This window comes from Haloferax sp. Atlit-10N (genome assembly GCF_003586325.1).
GTDB classification, from domain to species: domain Archaea; phylum Halobacteriota; class Halobacteria; order Halobacteriales; family Haloferacaceae; genus Haloferax; species Haloferax prahovense.
This window is the reverse complement of sequence record NZ_PSYX01000004.1, coordinates 94465-112421: the sequence shown is the minus strand read 5'-3', so window position 1 is coordinate 112421 and position 17957 is coordinate 94465. Positions and strand designations below refer to the sequence as shown.

The 17957-nt window shown below is 67.3% G+C and carries 23 protein-coding genes and 1 tRNA gene; 12 read left to right on the top strand and 12 right to left on the bottom strand.

What is annotated here, in order from left to right; genetic code table 11:
- Position 1 precedes the first annotated feature (1 nt).
- From C5B91_RS13730 to C5B91_RS13720, 3 genes are all read left to right on the top strand, one after another.
- Complete coding sequence (locus C5B91_RS13730; RefSeq protein WP_004973922.1) at positions 2-583, top strand: magnesium transporter; 582 nt, start codon at positions 2-4, stop codon at positions 581-583.
- A complete protein-coding gene (locus C5B91_RS13725; protein ID WP_008091162.1) occupies positions 584-1144 on the top strand; it encodes a magnesium transporter in 561 nt (186 codons plus the stop codon).
- Between the two features lie 66 nt (positions 1145-1210).
- The gene (locus C5B91_RS13720) at positions 1211-2233 is read left to right on the top strand and encodes a hypothetical protein (protein ID WP_008091164.1); all 1023 of its coding nucleotides are present in this window, start codon (positions 1211-1213) and stop codon (positions 2231-2233) included.
- A 26-nt stretch (positions 2234-2259) separates the two neighbouring features.
- Here the strand turns inward: C5B91_RS13720 and C5B91_RS13715 are convergent, their stop codons facing one another.
- Together C5B91_RS13715 and C5B91_RS13710 are read right to left on the bottom strand one after the other, a co-directional pair.
- Positions 2260-2676, bottom strand: a complete 417-nt coding sequence (locus tag C5B91_RS13715) for an RNA-binding domain-containing protein (protein ID WP_004973919.1) — start codon at positions 2674-2676, stop codon at positions 2260-2262.
- A gap of 2 nt (positions 2677-2678) precedes the next feature.
- Complete coding sequence (locus C5B91_RS13710) at positions 2679-3248, bottom strand: AAA family ATPase (RefSeq protein WP_008091167.1); 570 nt, start codon at positions 3246-3248, stop codon at positions 2679-2681.
- 137 nt (positions 3249-3385) lie between these two features.
- Here C5B91_RS13710 and C5B91_RS13705 point away from each other — a divergent pair, with 137 nt between their 5' ends.
- From C5B91_RS13705 to C5B91_RS13690, 4 genes are all read left to right on the top strand, one after another.
- Positions 3386-3763, top strand: coding sequence for a YccF domain-containing protein (locus C5B91_RS13705; protein ID WP_004973917.1), 378 nt, complete (start codon positions 3386-3388; stop codon positions 3761-3763).
- Positions 3764-3820: 57 nt separating this feature from the next.
- Positions 3821-3894 (top strand) — tRNA-Arg (locus C5B91_RS13700).
- Positions 3895-4154: 260 nt separating this feature from the next.
- Complete coding sequence (locus C5B91_RS13695; protein WP_008091170.1) at positions 4155-4430, top strand: hypothetical protein; 276 nt, start codon at positions 4155-4157, stop codon at positions 4428-4430.
- 51 nt (positions 4431-4481) lie between these two features.
- Positions 4482-4685, top strand: a complete 204-nt coding sequence (locus tag C5B91_RS13690) for a hypothetical protein (protein WP_008091171.1) — start codon at positions 4482-4484, stop codon at positions 4683-4685.
- A gap of 192 nt (positions 4686-4877) precedes the next feature.
- Here C5B91_RS13690 and C5B91_RS13685 read toward each other — a convergent pair whose 3' ends face one another.
- The 5 genes from C5B91_RS13685 to eif1A form a co-directional block, all read right to left on the bottom strand.
- Entirely contained in the window at positions 4878-5291 is a 414-nt protein-coding gene (locus C5B91_RS13685) for an ABC transporter ATP-binding protein/permease (protein ID WP_008091173.1), read from the bottom strand.
- A 307-nt stretch (positions 5292-5598) separates the two neighbouring features.
- Complete coding sequence (gene thsA / locus C5B91_RS13680; RefSeq protein ID WP_004973912.1) at positions 5599-7251, bottom strand: thermosome subunit alpha; 1653 nt, start codon at positions 7249-7251, stop codon at positions 5599-5601.
- Positions 7252-7499: 248 nt separating this feature from the next.
- Positions 7500-8042: a KH domain-containing protein gene (locus tag C5B91_RS13675; RefSeq protein ID WP_115819853.1), complete on the bottom strand. Its 543-nt coding sequence runs from the start codon at positions 8040-8042 to the stop codon at positions 7500-7502.
- Positions 8043-8136: 94 nt separating this feature from the next.
- A complete protein-coding gene (gene rio1, locus C5B91_RS13670) occupies positions 8137-8997 on the bottom strand; it encodes a serine/threonine-protein kinase Rio1 (RefSeq protein ID WP_008091174.1) in 861 nt (286 codons plus the stop codon).
- Positions 8998-9084: 87 nt separating this feature from the next.
- Positions 9085-9375 carry a translation initiation factor eIF-1A gene (gene eif1A / locus C5B91_RS13665; protein WP_004045248.1) on the bottom strand — a complete coding sequence of 97 codons (291 nt, stop codon included), beginning with the start codon at positions 9373-9375 and terminating at the stop codon, positions 9085-9087.
- A gap of 105 nt (positions 9376-9480) precedes the next feature.
- Here eif1A and C5B91_RS13660 point away from each other — a divergent pair, with 105 nt between their 5' ends.
- Positions 9481-9660, top strand: coding sequence for a hypothetical protein (locus tag C5B91_RS13660; RefSeq protein WP_004973908.1), 180 nt, complete (start codon positions 9481-9483; stop codon positions 9658-9660).
- 24 nt (positions 9661-9684) lie between these two features.
- On the opposite strand, the gene C5B91_RS13655 is transcribed toward C5B91_RS13660, so the two are convergent.
- Positions 9685-10527: an alpha/beta hydrolase gene (locus C5B91_RS13655; protein ID WP_115819852.1), complete on the bottom strand. Its 843-nt coding sequence runs from the start codon at positions 10525-10527 to the stop codon at positions 9685-9687.
- A 92-nt stretch (positions 10528-10619) separates the two neighbouring features.
- Positions 10620-11606 (bottom strand): tyrosine--tRNA ligase, encoded by a 987-nt coding sequence (locus C5B91_RS13650; protein ID WP_008091178.1) that lies wholly within the window; start codon positions 11604-11606, stop codon positions 10620-10622.
- A gap of 188 nt (positions 11607-11794) precedes the next feature.
- Here C5B91_RS13650 and C5B91_RS13645 point away from each other — a divergent pair, with 188 nt between their 5' ends.
- Together C5B91_RS13645 and C5B91_RS13640 are read left to right on the top strand one after the other, a co-directional pair.
- On the top strand, positions 11795-12106 hold the full coding sequence (locus tag C5B91_RS13645) for an ATPase (protein WP_115819851.1): 312 nt from the start codon (positions 11795-11797) through the stop codon (positions 12104-12106).
- An 81-nt stretch (positions 12107-12187) separates the two neighbouring features.
- Positions 12188-12376, top strand: a complete 189-nt coding sequence (locus C5B91_RS13640; RefSeq protein WP_008091180.1) for a hypothetical protein — start codon at positions 12188-12190, stop codon at positions 12374-12376.
- A gap of 54 nt (positions 12377-12430) precedes the next feature.
- On the opposite strand, the gene C5B91_RS13635 is transcribed toward C5B91_RS13640, so the two are convergent.
- A complete protein-coding gene (locus tag C5B91_RS13635) occupies positions 12431-14431 on the bottom strand; it encodes a DUF460 domain-containing protein (protein ID WP_049968591.1) in 2001 nt (666 codons plus the stop codon).
- 175 nt (positions 14432-14606) lie between these two features.
- Here C5B91_RS13635 and C5B91_RS13630 point away from each other — a divergent pair, with 175 nt between their 5' ends.
- Together C5B91_RS13630 and C5B91_RS13625 are read left to right on the top strand one after the other, a co-directional pair.
- On the top strand, positions 14607-15596 hold the full coding sequence (locus C5B91_RS13630; protein ID WP_008091184.1) for a prohibitin family protein: 990 nt from the start codon (positions 14607-14609) through the stop codon (positions 15594-15596).
- Positions 15597-15604: 8 nt separating this feature from the next.
- Positions 15605-15949, top strand: coding sequence for a hypothetical protein (locus tag C5B91_RS13625; protein ID WP_008091186.1), 345 nt, complete (start codon positions 15605-15607; stop codon positions 15947-15949).
- 42 nt (positions 15950-15991) lie between these two features.
- Here C5B91_RS13625 and C5B91_RS13620 read toward each other — a convergent pair whose 3' ends face one another.
- The gene (locus C5B91_RS13620; RefSeq protein WP_049967943.1) at positions 15992-16870 is read right to left on the bottom strand and encodes a PhzF family phenazine biosynthesis protein; all 879 of its coding nucleotides are present in this window, start codon (positions 16868-16870) and stop codon (positions 15992-15994) included.
- Between the two features lie 49 nt (positions 16871-16919).
- On the bottom strand, positions 16920-17867 hold the full coding sequence (gene rnz, locus C5B91_RS13615) for a ribonuclease Z (RefSeq protein WP_008091190.1): 948 nt from the start codon (positions 17865-17867) through the stop codon (positions 16920-16922).
- Positions 17868-17957: the final 90 nt, after the last annotated feature.

Below are 17957 nucleotides of genomic sequence, written 5' to 3'. Positions count from 1 at the left end.
AATGACCGTGCGAGACGTGGCGGTTGAGGCCTACAAGGAAGCCTTGCCCGCGCTCGCGGCCAGCCTCGTCGGCGGCCTCATCGCCGGTGTCGTCCTCGGCGGGATGCGGGCCGAACTCCGGGCCGTGCCGGGGCTTCTCGTGCTCGTCCCCGCGCTCTTGGCGACCCGCGGGAACGTCTACGGCTCGCTCGGCGCTCGCATCGCCACCGCACTCCACCAGGGGCTCATCGAACCCCGCGTCACCGGCGGCGACGAGCGCCTCCGGGCGGCCGCGACGGCCGCGCTCGCCAACGGCGTGCTCACGAGCACGTTCGCCGCCGTCGTGGCGTACTTCCTCCTCACGTTTCTCGGCAGTCGGGTCGCGCCGCTCCCGATTCTCGTCGGCGTCGCCATCGTCGCCGGGTTGCTCTCCGGCATCGTCCTGACCGTCGTCGTCGTCAGCGTCGTCTTCGCGGGTTATCGCCGCGGGCGCAACCCCGACACCATCGTCGGTCCGGTCGTGACGACCACCGGCGACGTGTTCGGCATCCTCTTTTTGCTCATCGCCGTCAGAACCGTCCTCGCCGTCGCGGGGGTGTTCTGAGTGCCGACGGAGTGGACCGTCCGCGCCATCACGCGGGCGATGCTCCCGGTGCTCCTCGTGCTCACGCTCGTCGAACTCGGCAGCGGCCTCGTCCTCGGGAGCTTCGAGGCACAGCTACTCCGCTACCCGTCGCTTCTCGTGCTCGTCCCCGTCACCATCGGGACCGCGGGGAACCTCGGGAGCGTCCTCGCGGCGCGGCTGTCCACGTCGTTCCACCTCGGGACGCTCTCGTTTTCGCCCCGCGACGACGAACTCGCGGGCAACGCCGTCGCCACGCTCGCCCTCGCGGTGACGGTCTTCCCCGTCATCGGCGCGGGCGCGTGGGCCGCCACGTTCCTCGTCTCCGGCGACACGTCGCTGGCCCTGCGGACGGTCGTCATCGTCGCCCTGTCGAGCGGAATTTCGCTCGCGGTCCTCGCGGTTCTGGTGACGTTTTCGGCGACCTACGTCGCCTACCGGTTCGGCCTCGACCCCGACGACGTGGTCATCCCCGTCGTCACCAACGTCTGCGACGTGCTGGGCGTTCTCGTCCTGTTCGGAGTGGCGCAGGTGCTCGTCTGACCCCGATGCTCGAACCGCCTCCCGCCGACCGACGCCGATTAGTTCGCTCGGAACCGACCCTCGCTCGTGCAGTCGTCGGCCGTCCTCCCGGTGCTGTTCGAGGTGCTCCCAAGAGTCGCGCGCATCGCCGCCTACATCGCCGTGGGCGTCTTCGCCGCGAACCTCGTCGTCGCCTTCGGCCTCGTCGAGCGCATCGCCGGGCTCTCCCGGTATCTGACGAGTCCCGCGAACCTCCCGGACGAGGTCGGGACGGCCATCGTCACCACCGCCGCCTCGACGACGGCGGGCTACGGCATGCTCGCGGAGTTCCGCGAGTCGGGCGTCCTCGACGACCGGGCGACCCTCGTCGCCGTCACCATCAACACGTTCTTCGGGTTCGTCCAGCACATCTTCACGTTCTACTGGCCGGTGCTCATCCCCATCCTCGGCCGCGAGGTCGGCTTCATGTACGTCGGCGCGCGGGCGGCCATCGCGCTCGCCATCACCGCGACCGGCGTCGTCGCCGGCGCAGTGCTCCTTTCTGACCGCAATACGACCCCGGTCGCCGTCGCCGAGACCGACGGCTCGGGCGGCGTGGTCGACGCGGCGGCCACTTCGGACGGCGAGACGACCGATTCAGCCGACGCGGACGACACCGACGACTCCCTCCGAGAGATGCTCGAAGACGCCGCGCGGAGCACGTGGACGAAACTGCGGCGCATCGTCCCGCGACTCGCCGTCGTCTACGTGGCCGTCACGCTCCTCCTGCGGACGACCGACCTCGAATCGTTCGCGGCGCTCGCCAGTCCGCTGACGAACCTCGTCGGCCTGCCGGGCGCGGCGGTTCCCGTCGTCGTCGCCTTCGCGTTCGACACGACGACGGGCGCGGCGACCATCGCGCCGGCCATCGGCGAGACGTTCACGCCGAAGCAGGCCGTGGCGACGATGCTCATCGGCGGCATCATCTCCTTCGCCGTCTCGACGTTCAAGCGGTCGATTCCCTTCCAGTACGGCATCTGGGGCCCCGAGTTCGGGTCGAAGGTCATCGCCGTCAACACGGGGCTGAAAATCGTCTTCATCGCCGTCGCGGTGGCGCTGCTGGTCGCCTGAGCGGCCGAGAAGACGTTGTCTGCGATTCAGCGGTCGTTCGGGTCGACCGGTCGCCCGTCTTCGGTCGGCGGCGCGATGTAGTCGATGACCTCGTCGACCGAGGGGTCGCGGACGGTCACGTGGACCTCGATGTCGCCGAGTTCGTCGGGGTTGCCGACGGAGAAGTTGACGACGCCCTTGAACGCGGCCTGCTTTTTCAGCGCGAACGAAAAGCCGTCGTCGTCGCGGCGCTTCGCGAACTCGCGGCGGGCGGTGTCGAGGATGGCCTGCTCGTGGAGGCGCTCGGAGAACCGCTCCAGTTCGTGGGTCTCTCCGACGAGCGTTCCGGGTTCGTGTTCGAGTTCGACGCCGGGGAAGATGTTCTCGACGGCGTCGCCGACACGGTCGGTGACCTCGGTGTCGCGGACGGGCACCTCGATGCGGACGTCGACGCTGTAAATCATGCTCACGCGTCGGCCTCCGCGACCGCCTCGGGCCCCTCTTCGAACAGTTTCGTGATGGTCTCGCGGTATTCCGCCAGCGTGCCGGTGTTCTGGATGACCACGTCGGCGCGGTCCATCGCGTCGCCCATGCCGAAGTCGAGTTCGCGGCGCTCGCGCTTTTTCAGCGCCTCCACGTCGGTGTCGCTGTCGTCGCGGTCGCGGTCGAGCAGGCGCGCGGCGCGCGTCTCGAACGGCGCTTCGACGCTCACGAGGACGAAGTCGTCGCCGAACGCCTCGCGGAAGCGGTCGAGTTCGACGCCCGATCGAAGCCCGTCGACGAGCACCGCGTCGTTCGATTCGAGGTGCTCTTCGACCATCGGCAGGGACCGCGCGGCGATGGCGTCGTCGCCGTCTTCCTCGCGGAGCGCGGTCGCTATCTTCCCGTGGTCCGTCGCGGGGTCGAGCCCGCGGCGGCGACACTCCTCGCGGATGACGTCGCCCATCGTCACCACGGGCACGCCCGCTTCGCGGGCCACCTCGGCGAGTTCGCCCTTGCCGCTTCCCGGCAGGCCGACCGTCCCGATGACTCTCATAGCCGGTGTTACCGCGTTGGCGCTGTTAAAGCCTCCCTTCACGTCGCTTCGGGTGGCGGGTTTCGCCGCTCTCTCGCCGCCGACTCGGCGCACCCCGGCACCCCGTCGCTTTTCGCCTCGGCCCGCGTACTACGCGTATGTCTCAGCGCTCGTTCGTCGTCCGCGCCATCTGGTTCGTCTTCGTCGGCTGGTGGGCGACGCCGGCCGTCGTCAACGTCGCGTGGTTCCTGAACGCGACCGTTATCGGTATCCCGCTCGGCGTCGCGCTCATCAACCTCGTTCCGACGGTGCTCTCGTTGAAAGAGCCGAAAACCCGACTCGACCCCGACTCGGGCCGCGGCCAGCGGTCGGTCGTCGTTCGAGCCGTCTACTTCGTCTTCGTCGGCTGGTGGCTGAGTTGGGTCTGGGCGAACGTGGCGGTGCTGTTCACGCTCACCATCATCGGCCTCCCGGTCGGCATCTGGATGCTCAACCGGCTCCCGGCGGTCACGTCGCTGTACCGGTTCGACGGGTAGGTCGGGACGGGTAGAACCCGATTCGTTTTTCTTGCAGGGCCGGTTTGTGGGCATCGAGGGCGCGTAGCTCAGTCGGACAGAGCGTCGGACTTCTAATCCGATGGTCGCGGGTTCGAATCCCGTCGCGCTCGCTCGTCGCCTTCGGCTCCTCGCTCGCGCGACGGACATCGCAAACGCTTCGCGTTTGCTCAATCCCGTCGCGCTCTTTTGGTTGGTCGTCGCGCTCTTTTGCTGTGACTGTCCGCCGAGCGACAGCGTCGGCGGTCTCGCCTTCTCCAGCCCTAAACTGTCTCTGTTCTCGGCGACTATCGGAGCCTGCTCCCGGGTAGTCGTTGGCCAGTCGAGTTAGAAAGACAACATTTTCTTGGTCGGGAGGTACGATACACTTCCCATGGACGTTCTCGGCATCGTCGCCGCGGCGGTCGTCTTCGGCGTCGCCGCCTACAATTTCGCGACGAGCCTCGACGGCCGATTCGCGAGACCCCTGTTCGGTAGTCTGGGACTCGTCGCCGCGACGCTCTACGTCATCGACAGATTCGGCATCGCGGCGTCGCTCGGACTGGACGTCTCCCGCGGCCTCCACCTCGTCGCGGCTCTGCTCGTGGTCTCGGCGCTAGTCGATTTCCTCGCTCGTCGTGCGGGTGCAGACGCTTCCGAGTCGTCGTGAACGCCGCGATTCGCCGTTATTCTCATTACGTGACGGCGAGTTGTCTCTTGTATGGTTTTCGCGTCCGACTCCCCGTTCGGAGGTCGGTTCGAACAGACGATAGACAGCGCGGTCGTCTACGGCAACGCCGAGATGGAGTCCGTGCTGCACGAGGGACCGGTCCGCGTGCTCGTCAACGGCTGGGTCGAGGTGCCGGGCGGCCGGTATCTCTCTCCGCACGCGGTCCACCACATCGACACGCGAGTGTCCGAGTGACGCCGTCGCCGTCTCTCAGACGAGCGACAGTTCCCGGCCGCACTCGGGACACTCGTCGTCGACGATAGTCACCGGCGCGTCGCAGTCCGGACAGAACTCGCGGTAACACGCCCTGTCTCCCATACGTACCGCTACCACGGGAGCGGTGGTGAACGTTGGGGCGAACCGGAGGACCGAGCGTCGGCCGGCCCGTCACTCGTCGTCGACGTCTTTTCCCGGGCCGGCGAAGTTCGCGCCGAGTTCGGTACCGTAGCGCCGGGCGTAGACGCCGGGGACCGCGAGGAGATCGCTCGGCGCGCCCGACTCCACGACGACGCCGCCGTCGGCGACGTGGACCCGGTCGGCGTCGCGGACGGCGGCCGCGCTATCGGTCGCTACGACGAGCGGGGCGTCGGCCCGCCGCATCGCGGCGAGGGTAGCGCGGAGGTTCGACGGGGAGGCACTACGGGGCGCGCGGACTACTAAGCCGACACCGGGGAGGAGCGTCGTCGCGAGCGCCGCCGCCTCGGAGAGCCGAGGCGCGACGACGGCGAGAAACGGCGGCCGATTCGTGGGTGTGGTCGCGTCCGAGGCGGCGGCGTCCGCCGAGGACTCGGGAGGGGACATACACCCTGACAGATGCCGTCGCGGGAGATAAGTATAGAGACGAACACCGGCGGTTCACGAACTATTCCGGACGTTTTATAGATATTTGTCAACTTCAGCAACGAATCGGTTGCCGATACACCCACCGTTTCGCGGTGTCTGGTGACGATGCGATGCGGGCGCTCGATTAACGGCGTCCCAATCGCCGCGCGAGCGGACAAAGCAGATGCTAACGGACGTGAATCCGCAAAAAACAGCGTGAATTCGGCCGACGATTCGAGTCGATGCGAAGGTCAGGGTGTGGGTGTGTAGTGGCCTACTGGGGCGCTCACATTGCGCCGCCCATGCCGCCCATGCCGCCCATGCCACCCATGCCGCCGCCCATGCCGCCGGGCGCGCCGCCTTCGTCGTCGTCGCCGCCGGTCTGGCCACCGGAGAGGTCGCCAGCGGCGATGACGTCGTCGATGCGGAGAATCATGACGGCGGCTTCGGTCGCGGACTCGATAGCCTGGGTCTTGACGCGGAGGGGCTCCACGACGCCCTCTTCTTCCATGTCGATGACCTCGCCCGTGTAGGCGTCGAGGCCGGCTGCGAACTCGCCGCCGTCGTGGCGCGAGCGCAGGTCGACGAGGGAGTCGATGGGGTCGAGACCGGCGTTCTCGGCGAGGGTGCGCGGGATGATGTCCAGCGCCTCGGCGAACGCCTCGACGGCGAGCTGCTCGCGGCCGCCGACGGAGTCGGCGAACTCGCGGAGCTGCAGGGAGAGCTCCGTCTCGGGAGCGCCGCCGCCGGGGAGAACCTTGCCGTCTTCGAGCGTCGTGCGGACGACGCCGAGGGAGTCCTCGATGGCGCGCTCGAGCTCGTCGACGACGTGTTCCGTGCCGCCGCGGAGGATGAGCGTGACGGATTTCGCGTCCTCGACGTCCTCGACGAAGATGCGCTCGTCGCCGCCGACGTCCTTCTGACCGACGGAGCCGGCGAAGCCGAGGTCGTCGGCCTCGATGTCGTCGAGACTGCTGACGACGCGGCCGCCCGTCGCGCGGGCGAGACGCTTGAGGTCGGAGGACTTCGTACGGCGGACCGCGAGGATGCCCTCCTTCGCGAGGTAGTGCTGCGCCATGTCGTCGATGCCGTCACCGACGAAGACGGCGTCAGCGCCGACCTCGACGAGTTGGTCGACCATCTCTTTCAGCTGCTTTTCTTCCTGGTCGAGGAACTGCTGAAGCTGGTCGGGGTCCGTGACGTTGACTTCCGCGTCGATTTCGGTCTCGCGGACTTCCAGCGCGTCGTCGAGGATGGCGATGTTCGCGTCCTCGACGGCGTAGGGCATGTTCTCGTCGACGCGTTCCTTGTCGACGATGACGCCCTCGACGAGTTCGGAGTTGTCGATGGTGCCGCCGACGACCTTCTCGATGGAGACGTTGTTCGTGTCGATGCCGTCGTCGTCCTTGACGGCCAGCACGGCGTCGACGACGAGTTCGGAGAGCAGGTCCTTCGCGGACTCCGCGCCCTTACCGGTCATCGCCGTTGCGGCGATCTTCGTGAGGGTCTCGCGGTCGTCCTCCGTGACCTCGATGGCGTTGTCCTCGAGGACTTCCTTGGCCTTCTCGGCGGCCTGGCGGTAGCCCTGCGCGATGGTCGTCGCGTGGACGTCCGATTCGAGGAGCTCCTCGGCCTGGTCGAGGAGTTCGCCGGCGATGATGACGGCCGTCGTCGTGCCGTCTCCGACCTCGTCCTCCTGGGTCTCGGAGACTTCGACGATCATGTTGGCCGCGGGGTGATCGATGTCCATCTCCTTGAGGATGGTGACGCCGTCGTTCGTGACGACGACCTGCCCGCCGGAGTCGACGAGCATCTTGTCCATCCCTTTGGGGCCGAGCGTCGTGCGTACGGCCTCTGCGACGGCCTTCCCGGCCGTGATGTTCATCGACTGCGCATCCTGACCGGATGTGCGCTGCGAGTCCTCGCCCAGAATGATCATGGGCTGACCCTGCTGCATTCGCTGGCTCATAGTCATCGCCTGATTGTTTGTGATTCTATAAAAAAGCTTCGTTTATTGGTATGACAAAACGCAACACGGTGGGGTGGTCGAGACTCGGGGACGGCGGACGATTACGCGGGTTTATGTGTGGTTCTCGGTGGGCGGTCTCGTCAGTCTCGAAGCGAGTGCGGTGAAAAGACGATGCGGGCGAGTGCCGTGTCGGCGGTGGACTCGTCGGCGGTGGCGTCTCAGTTGTTCTGCCGGACGTTGAAACCCTGGGTCAGGTCGTTGTGCTTCCGTTCGAGGAAGGAGTACACCGCGCCGTGGGGCGCGCCGTCGAGAATCATCTCGACGGCCCGGCGGACGACTTCGACCTCCTCGGGCTGGCCGATGATGCCGAGCGTCGAGCCGTAGATGACCACGTCCGCGCCGGTCAGTTCTTCCATGAGTTCGCGGGTGCGGCCGTTCTCGCCGATGAGGCGGCCCTTCTGCCGCCGCATGTCGTTTTTGTTTCGGGTGTGCCGGTCTATCTCGATGAGTTCGAACATCATCATGTCGTCGTTGAGGAGCGCCATCGCGTCCTCCGGGGCGAAGCCGCGGCCGACCGCTCGAACCACGTCGGGGGCGACCATGCCGAGTACGGGGTCGCCGACGCTGTCGATGGCGACGCTTCCGTTCTCCGAGTCCACGTCGAGTCGGACTTCCGCGCGACTCTCTATCTCTCGGAGCGTCGAGCCACCTTCGCCGATGAGAACACCGATACGGTCCTGCGGCACCTTGACGTGCTGCATATCTCCCGATACCCGTCGGAGTGGTTTAAGCGTTCGCTCGGCGGGTCGCCGCGTGTCTCGGTCGCACACCCCGCCTCGCGGCGGGTTCGCGTCTCTACTCGCTCTCGTCTTCGTCGGCCGTGACGAACTCGAACAGCGAGTCGCCGTCGGCGTCGGCACCCTGCCGCCGGAAGAAGTTGGCCACGTTGCGGCAGTCCCGCCGGAGGAATTCCTCGGCGTTGGGGTGGTGGACCGTCACCGCCTGTCCGAGGTCGATGACGACGAGTTCGCCCTCGTGGATGATGAGGTTGTACTCCGAGAGGTCGCCGTGGACGAGGCCGGCGCGGTGGAGTCGGCGCATGTACTCGCGGACGACCTCGTAGGCGGTCTGGGGGTTCTCGACGCGAACCTCCGAGAGGCGGCGCGCTCGGTCGTCGACGACGCCGACGAGTTCCATGACGAGGACGTTCCGCTGGACTGCGATAGGCTTCGGCACGCGCACGCCGGCGCGCTGGGCGCGTTCGAGGTTGGCGAACTCCTTTCTGACCCACGCGCGGACGACCTGCCCCTTGTCGTGGCCGATGTTCTCGAAGCGCGGGTCGCCTTCGAGATAGTCGCGCATGTGCCGGAAGTCGGAGGCGTTGATGCGGTATATCTTGACCGCCACGTCCGAGTCGTCGCCGCCGAGCGCCTCGAAGACGTTGGCCTCCTTCCCGGTCGAAATCGGCCCGCCGAACGCGTCGATGTACCCGTCTTGGACGAGTTTGTAGATGGCGGCGAAGGTCGCGTCGTCGAACACCGACTGTTCGACTTTGAACTGGTCGGCGTCCTTCAACCGTATCCGGAACTCGTCGAAGTCGCGGTCCTTGCGGCGCGCGATGCGGTCCGCCTCGTCGTCGGAGACGTCTATCTCCTCCCACTCGTCGCCGAACGCCTCGCCCTCTTGGGGTTCGACCATGCCGAACTCGTCAGTCATTGGACTAGGGCTACGAGAGGCGAGATGAAAAGGGCACAGGCTCCGGTTTCGGTGTCGCTCGCTAACCAATCGGCGCGCTCGAACGCGTTACTGGATGTGGCCTTCGCGGCGGAGTTGGTCGGCTTCGGACTTCTCGTAGCGCCAGCTCACGTCGGCCTTCTCGTCCTGCCAGTCCCACGGTTCGACGAGCACCACGTCGTCTTCTCGAATCCAGATTCGCTTCTGCATCCGTCCGGGAATGCGAGCGGTCCGCTCGACGCCGTCGGCACAGCGGACGCGAATACGATTGGCCCCGAGCATGTTCGTCACGACGGCGAACACTTCGTCGTCGTTCGGCATTCGAAGGTCTCGGCGGCTCTCGTTCTCGTCGTCGCTCATGCGCGAGCGTTCGACGTGAGCATGGTTAAATCCGCCGACGTTCGACCGGTAGGAAGCGTCGGACGGAACGACGCGTTTAGGGCGGTCCCGAAACGCCGTCGTGGTATGCTCGACAAACTCGGCACGAAGGGTATCGCCGGCGTCGTCTCGCTGCTCTTGGGTATCGGTATCGTCGCCTATCAGGCTCCCGTCGTCGCGGCGGGGCTCGCGTTCGTCGTCGCCGGCCTCGGTCTCGTCGCCAGCGGTCTCGCCGAGGGCGTGATGAAGATGTTCGGCATGGCCTGACGACCCGCCGAATCCCGACTCTGCTCACAGCGATTCGCGGAGGAACGAGAACACTCGCTTTCTGACTGCGGGATAGTGGTACGACGAGTGGAGGAAGACGTGGTCGGCCGCACTGACCCTGTCGTATTCGACCGTAGCCCCGACCGCGTCGAGCGCGTCCGCCAGTCGTGCACTCTGGTCCGGCGCGACGACCGAATCCTCGCTCCCGTGGAGCAACAGCGTCGGCGGCGCGTCGGCGTTGGGGGCGACCCCTGAGTCGGGGTCGCCATCGACATCGGTAATCGGCGAACACCGACGCAACTCGGCGGCCGACGGTCGGCCATCGAACAGCGGCAGCGACTCCCCGGCGCGCTCGTGGTCGTCGGCTCGGAGGTCGTAGACGCCGGAGACGCCGACAGCGGCGTCGATTCCGGTCCGCCGCCCGAACTCGTCACCGTCCGAAAGCGCCGCCAGCAACGCGAGGTGCGCCCCCGCGGAGTGGCCGACGACGGCGACGGCGTCCGGGTCGATACCGAACTCGTCGGCGCGGTCGACGACCCAGTCGATACCCTCGCACACGTCTTCGATTTGCGCGGGGAACGGCGCTTCGTGGCCCAGTCGGTACGACACCTCGGCCGCGACGAACCCCTCGTCGGCGGCGTCGAGCGCCCAGCGGGCGAACTGGCCGGTCGAGCCGGTCTCCCACGCGCCGCCGTAGACGAAGACGACGAGCGGGCGGGACGCCTCGGCCGCCGGCGACGCTGTCGTTTCGGCTATCTCGGTCGCTGCGGGCGATTCGGGGCAGTACACGTCCGCGGTCAGCGTGCGCTCCTCGCGGTCTGCGACGGTTCGGTTTCGATGAACGAGAACGTCGGAAGGGCGGGGCATACCAAGTCGTCGGGTCGGCAGCTTCTATCGGTTTGGGAGACGGCGAGTAGCGGGTCGTCGAGAAGGGGTGAACTACCGGCGGGGCGCGGCGATTACTCGGCTATCTTCGCGCGACCCGGCTCGATGAGTTCGTCGAGGTAGTTCGCGAGCGCGCCCTTCGCGTCGGCGGGGTGGAGTTCGCCGGATTCGAGGTCGGCCTCCAGCGTCTCGTAGTCGTCGTATTCGAGGTTCCCGCCGTACTGCTCGGGGCGCTCGACGACGACCCGCTGGAAGCGCGGGAAGACGTGGTACTCGAAGATTTGGAGGACGGGGTTCTCGCGTTCCTCGCCCTCCTCGGTCGGGTCGGGGTCGGCCGTCGGCGGGCAGAACGCGCCGTTGACCTTGTCTTCGATGTCCTCGGTGGAGTCCTCCATCGAGATGGTGACGCCCTCGGAGGAGGACATCTTGCCGATGCCCGTGCCGAGGTCCGCGATGAGCGGCGTGTGCATGCAGGTCGGCGACTCCTCGCCGATGCTCGGGAGCGTGTCGCGGGCGAGCATGTGGACCTTGCGCTGTTCCATCCCGCCGATGGCGAGGTCCACGTCGAGGTAGACGATGTCGAGCGCCTGCATGATGGGGTAGACCGCCTGCGCGACGGTGACGCCGTCGCCGCTTTTGATTTCGGCCATGGCGCGCTCGGCGCGCGAGAGAGTCGTCTCCAGTTCGAGCGCGTGCAGGTCGAGGACGTAGCTCTCGTCGAGCTGGTACTCCGAGCCGAGGACGAACTCCGTCTGGCTCTCGTCGAGGCCGTAGGCGATGAACTGCGCTTTCATCCGCTCGGCCGTCTCGCGAATCTCCTCGAAGGTGCCCTTGCCGTTGAGGTAGGCGTGTACGTCGGCCAGCAGCACGACTACCTCGAAGCCCGCCTCTTGGAGGTCGATGAGCTTGTTGGCGGTGAGCATGTGACCGATGTGGAGGACGCCGGAGGGCTCGTAGCCCACGTACGCTCGCTTGCCCTCGGGGTCGTCGGCCAGCGCGCGCACTTCGTCCTCCGTGACCACTTCGGAGGCGTTCCGAGTGATCAGGTCGTATGCGTCCATACCTGTTCGGTGTCGGGGATGTGGGATATGACTTCTGATAGGGATTACCGCAGAAACGTGTCGCGTCCCTCGTGAGAACCGCCCCCTCGCCACCCGGCGTCGCAAATCGGCCGGCCGGCTACGATACTCCCTCTGAAACGCCGCGCGCGGGCGAAACGGACAACACGTACCGGTCCCAACTCCGGGTGATGTCCGACTCAGGAAACACGACGCGTGCGCCCGTCATCATCTTCGCCGCGCTCATCCTCGTCGTCTTCGGTCTGCTCGCGTCCATGTGGGCGTCGGTCCGCGGCGGTGACCTCCTCCCGTACATCCTCGGCTTCGCGGTCTACTTCCTCGCGTTCCACATCTACCTCCCTTATCGGGTCCACAAGGACGCGACGTTCAAGGGGCGAAACGCGACGTTCTGGGCCGCCTTGGCTTTCTTCGTGCCGCTCGTCGGCGCGGCGCTGTACTTCGTGGTCGCCGTCGTCGTCGGCCACGACGCGACCGCGGAGTGACGACCCTCGGCGGCCGCGGCTCTCGTCACCGTCTTCAGTGGTGCCAGAACCGATTTACGAACAGCCGCGCATCCCGTCGGTATGCTCTCCGACGACGCGAACCCGATTCGTCGATGGCTCGTGGTCATCTCGCTGTTTCTCGCTCTCCTCACGTACCTCGTCTCCTCGAGTGTGTCCGGTGTCTACCTCGACAACGTCATCCGTCTCGTCTCGGGCGGCGCCGCGTTGGCTATCGGTTTCCTGTTGGTCGTCTCGCTCGTTCGAGCGTGACCGCGGGAGCGAAACCGCGAATGAGGTCCGCCCACGCGTCTCACTTTCGGCCGGTCACCGCCGGTTCTCGGCGCGGTGTTCGGAGATAATCTGGTCAACCATCTCCTCGCGCTGTTCCTTCTGTCGCTCTTCGGCGCGCTCCTTCCAGTCGTCGATGGCGGCGGCCACCTCGGACTCCTTCGCCACGGCGAGTTCGTCTATCTCCTGAATCGTCACGCCGTCGGCCGGTGCGACCGGAATATCGGCCTCGAACAGCACCTCGTCCGCGACCTCCGAGAGGTTGCCCGACCGGAGGACGACCTTGGGGTCGAACTCGGCGAGTCGCTCGGCGGTGGTTCGTCCGGCCCCGCTGGCGTCGCGGAGGTAGACCACGTCGCCCGCGGCGATGCCGTACTCCTCGACGGTGTGGTCGAGCGCGCCGTTGGTGAACTGTTCGACGATTTTGACGGGCACGAGGCTTCCGTCGGTGTTCACGTCCGCGAAGTTCGAGTGGTCGAGCTTCCACAGCGACTTGAGTTGGTCGAGCTTGTCTGCGAGCTCCGCCTTGTCGGATTCGAGCGATTCGACTTTCCGCTCTAACCGGCCGTTCTCGCGTTCCAGTCGGGTAACTTCGCGGCGCTCGCGGGCCTCGCGACGCTCCTCGCGGCGGGCGTCGGAGAGTTCCTCCTTGTACTCCTCGATGGTCTCGTCTTTCTCCTCGATGGTCGACTTCAGGTCCTCGACGTGCGATTCGAGGCGCTCGACCCGCGACCGCAACTCCCGAATCTCGCGTTCTTCGGGCGTGAGTTCGGGTTCCTCGTGAGCCTCCTCGTCGGCGTCGTCGGGGTCGCCCCCGTCGCCGTCGTCGGCCATCTCGCGGAGAACGGCCTCGACCGACTCCTCGCTGGCGAGGACGCGGGCGATGACCTCTTCTCTGTCCACGTCGGCGGGCACCTTCCGGGAGATGCGCTCGAACTGGTCTTCGTGGGCGTCGAAGGCGAACAGCGCCGCCGCGAGGGCGTCGCGCTCGTGGTCGTTGTCGTAGTCGATGTCGCGGGTCCGGTGGAGTTTTTCGTCGACGGGGATGTCGCTCGCGGGAGCCCAGCCGGCGGCGTCGAAGCTTCGCCGGAACTTCTCGACCGTCTCGGGCATCGGCTGCACGTCGGCGGCGACGAGACTCGGTCGCCCGCGCTCGATGAGCCACTCGATGACGGCGGCGGTATCGGCGGTTCGCGTCGAGTGCACGTCGAGGACGCGCCCGTCGAGGCCGACGACGGCGACGGCGGTGGTCGTGCCGGGGTCGATGCCGACGATGACGCGGTCGCGGCGCTTCACGAGCGGTTCGAACTCGATGCCGTCGCGGCGCTCGCGCTCGATTTCGACGCGGGTGTCGCCCGAGCGGTGGGTCGACACGGGGATGTCCTCGGGCCGCGCTTCGACGGTAAACAGCGCCTGCGAGTAGCCGCCGTACTTCTCGGTCACGTCCCGTTCGTAGTCGAGGTTGGCCTCCTTCAGCGAGGACTCGACCTCGCGGGACTGCTGTTTGACCGACCCGTGGATGCGGCGCGTGTAGCGGTCCTGACTCCACCCGCCCTTACCGGTCGAGCGGCCGCGAGAGACCTTCACGGTCGTCGTGTTCTCGAATGCGGCGACCTCGTAGCCGACGTTGGCGAGGGCGAGCCGGGCCGCGGCCTCGGCCTCCTTCATCGGGTCTTTGCCGTAGGGGACGCCGTGGCGCGAGGCGACCCGCGAGAGCGGTTCCGGTCGCTCCGCGCCGGTCACTTGCACCAACTGCGTCCCGTGGGGGAGCCACCGCAGGAAGCGGACTAAATCGTCCTTGTCGGTCGCCAACTCGTACATGTTGTCCGTGGCGACGACGCGCGGTTCGTCGCGCTCGATGAGGCGGCGTAACTTGCGGAAGGAGACCACGTCTCGTTCGATTCGGACCTCGTCTGACTCGGTGTCTCGGGTGTCCAACACGACCAGCGCGTACGACGGCGAGTCGCCGCGGATATCGCCGCTCTGGATGTCGACGCCGAAGACGACCGAGTCGAGCGCACTCGTCCGGTCGTTCACGACGGCGACTAGGGTCGCGCCGAATATATACTCCACGCCGGTTGCGGATACCGACTCGCCTCGGGTGTCGCGTTTGCCCGTCTCGGCCGACGACGCCGTTGCCACCGACGACACCGCCGCCGCGACCCGCGATTGACACGAAACAAACAAGTTTCGGCTATTTGAAAGTAGAGTGATGAGTTCTGACATCCCCGACCCGCCGTCGGTGACCTCCCGGTCGCTGACGCGCATCGCCCTCATCGGTGTCGTCGCCCTCCTCCTTATCGCCGCCCCAATCGCCGGGCTCCTCGCGTGGGAACCCGTCGAGGAAGGGAACGTCAAGGTGGTCAAGAAGTGGGGCGCGACCACCGGCACCGTCTTCGAACCCGGCGCGCACTTCGTCAACCCCGTCTCGCAGTCGACCTCGTCGCTGTCGGTGCGACCGCAGTCGTACACGATGTCGTCGTCGACGAGCGAAGGCGACAGGCGCGGCGACGACGCCATCACCGTCCTGACCGAGGACGGCCTCCGGACGGACATCGACGTGACCGTCCGCTACCGCATCGACGCCGGACAGGCGGTCGAGTTCTACCGCAACTACCGGACGCTCGCCACCGCCGAAGAGCGCCTGATTCGCCCGTCGATTCGGTCGGTGCTCCGGACCGAAGCGGGCCGACTGCCCGTCACCGTCATCTACACCGGCGAGGGTCAGACCCAGTTGAAGGCCGCCGCCGAGCGTGAACTCGCCGAGGAGTTCGCCGACGACGGCCTCATCCTCGAAGCGGTGCAGGTCCGCAACGTCGAACTCCCCGCCGAGTACGCGCAGGCGGTCGAACAGAAGGAAATCACCGAACAGCGCCGCCAGCAGAAGCAGGACGAACTCGCCGTCGAGGAACTCGAAGCCGAGCGCAAGCGCATCGAGGCGCAGGGGCAGGCGGACGCCAACCGCATCCTCGCGGAGTCGCTGTCCGACGAGGTGCTGGCCCAGAAGTACATCGAGAAACTCGACGAGACGGACACCGTCTACATCCCGGTCGGCGACGGCGGCTACCCGCAGTTCGTCCGGTCGCTCGATAGTGACGGGTCGTCCTCGTCGGGTTCGTCCGCCGGTTCGTCGTCGGACACTACCTCGGCGTCGTCGAGGTCGTCGACCTCGTCCGGCTCCGAAAACGAGACGAGCAACTGACGCCGTCGATGCGTCTCCTCCGTGAACTGGCCGCCGCGGTCGTGTTACTCGTCATCGTCGGCGTCCTCGCCCGCTCCGGTGTCGGCCGGTTCGTCCTGCCGGTCGTCGGCCTCGCGGTCGTCGCGGCGCTCGTGGCGCTCCTGTCCAAGCGCCCGGCGTATCCGCGGACGGCCGTCGGCCCGCGGACGAGAATCATCGAGTCGGCCGTCGAGTCCGCGGACGTCGCCTGCGTCGAGTGCGGGTCGCCCGCGACGGCGCGCCGGCGCTACGTCCGCGAGTGGGTCGTCCTCGGGGTCCCCGTCGTCCTCCTCGACGACGGCGAGAACCCGGTCTGCGACGCCCACCGCGACTGACCCGACCTCGCTTTTTGGCTCGACGGCCCGTTCAGCGGCCGCTCAGACGAGCCTGCCCGTCGAGACGAACTCGACGCGCCCGCCGACGCGGACCGCCACCTCGTCGCCGCGGTCCTCGGCTTCGAGGTGGAGGTGCGACGGCCGGCCCATCTCGTAGCCCTGCTCGACCGTGGTCTCGATTTCGTCGTCTCCGAAGTAGCGATGGCGGGCGAGATAGCCCGCGAAACAGCCGTTCGCGCTCCCGGTCGCGGGGTCCTCGGCGACGCCGTGGCCGGGCGCGTACATCCGCGCCGCGAAGTCGTTCGCGTCGTCGCGGGGGTCCGGACAGAACAGAAAGAGGTTCTCGACGCCCACGTCGTCGAAGAACGACCGGTACGCCGGGGTAAACACCTCGCTCCGAGCGAGCGCGTCGCGGTCGCAGAGCGGAATCATCACCGCCGGGAGACCGGTCGAGACGACCTGTATCGGCCAGTCGGCGTCGAAGTCGGCCGCGTCGAGCGACAGCACCTCGGCGAGCGTCTCGCGGTCGAGTTCCGCGCCGAACGTCGGCGCGTTCTGCGTCATCCAGTACTGCTCGCTGTCGCTTCCGTCGGACCGGACCTCGACCGAAATCGGACCGACGCCGAGGTTCAGCGTCACCCCGTCGCCCGCGCCGAAGTGTTCGCGGAGGACGGCGGCCGTCCCGAGCGTCGGGTGTCCGGCGAACGGAATCTCGCCATCCGGCGTGAAGATACGAACGTCGTAGCCATCGTCGGGCGACCCGCCCTCGATGAACGTCGTCTCCGAGTAGTTCATCTCGTTGGCGAGCGCGGCCATCTGGTCGGAACCGAGCGCGTCCGCCCCCTCGAAGACGGCGAGTTGGTTCCCGGCGTACTTCGCCGTGGCGAACACGTCGACGGTGTGGAAGGCGTTCTGCGGCACACCGGCGGATGCGCCCGGGCGGGAGAAAAGTGTACTGTGGCCCCTCGAACTACTCCCCGGTCTCGGCTCCGCCGCCGTCGCTGTCGGCGTACGGAACCTCCAGTTTCTGGCCGTCCTCGGCGACGAACGCCTCGCCGTCGTAGACCTCGCGGGCCTGTTCGAGAAGCGGGCTCGGGTCGGCGGCGTACCGGGCGGAGATGTGCGTCAGCGCGAACCGCCGAACGTCGGCGTCGCGGGCGATTCGGGCGGCCTCGCGGGCGGTCGAGTGCGCGGTCTGTTTCGCCCGCTCCGCCTCCTCGTCGGTGAACGTCGCGTCGTGGACGAGCAGGTCGGCGTCGCGGGCGACTTCGACGGTCGAATCGAGCGGGCGGGTGTCGCCGGTGTAGACGACGGTTCGCCCGGGTCGGGGGTCGCCGACGACCTGCTCGGAGCGCACGACCGTGCCGTCTTCGAGTTCCACGTCCTCGCCGGCGTGAAGGCGACCGAACGCCGGACCGACGGGAACGCCGAGTTCCTCGGCCTTCTCGCGGTCGAACCGGCCGGGGCGGTCGTCTTCGACGAGGGCGTAGCCGACGGAGGCGGTCCGGTGTTCGGTGTCGAACGCGCGGACCTCGTAGTCGTCGGCGCGGTAGGCGACGTTGCCGGGGCGGACCTCGTGGACGGAGACGTGGAAGCCGGGTTGATAGCCGCCCGCGTGGACGAGCTTTTCGAGGTGGCGCTTGCTCCCCGGCGGGCCGTGGATGGCCAGCGAGTCGTCGCGGTCGTTGAAGTCGAGCGTCTGAATCAGGCCGGGGATGCCGAGGATGTGGTCGCCGTGGAGGTGGGTGACGAACAGGTGGCTGACGCCGAATCCGGTCCCGTAGCGCATCATCTGGCGTTGGGTTCCCTCCCCGCAATCGAACAACAGGCGCTCGCCGTCGCGGTTCACGAGGAACGCGCTCGGCGCACGCGCCGTGGTGGGGACGGCCCCGCCGGTCCCGAGGAAGGTCGCGCGCATGGACATGCACCACAATGATAGCGGCGGGACTAAACGTGCGTCGAATCGGTCGCGGCCTCGGGTCTCGCCCGCGGGAAACCCGAGTCCGCC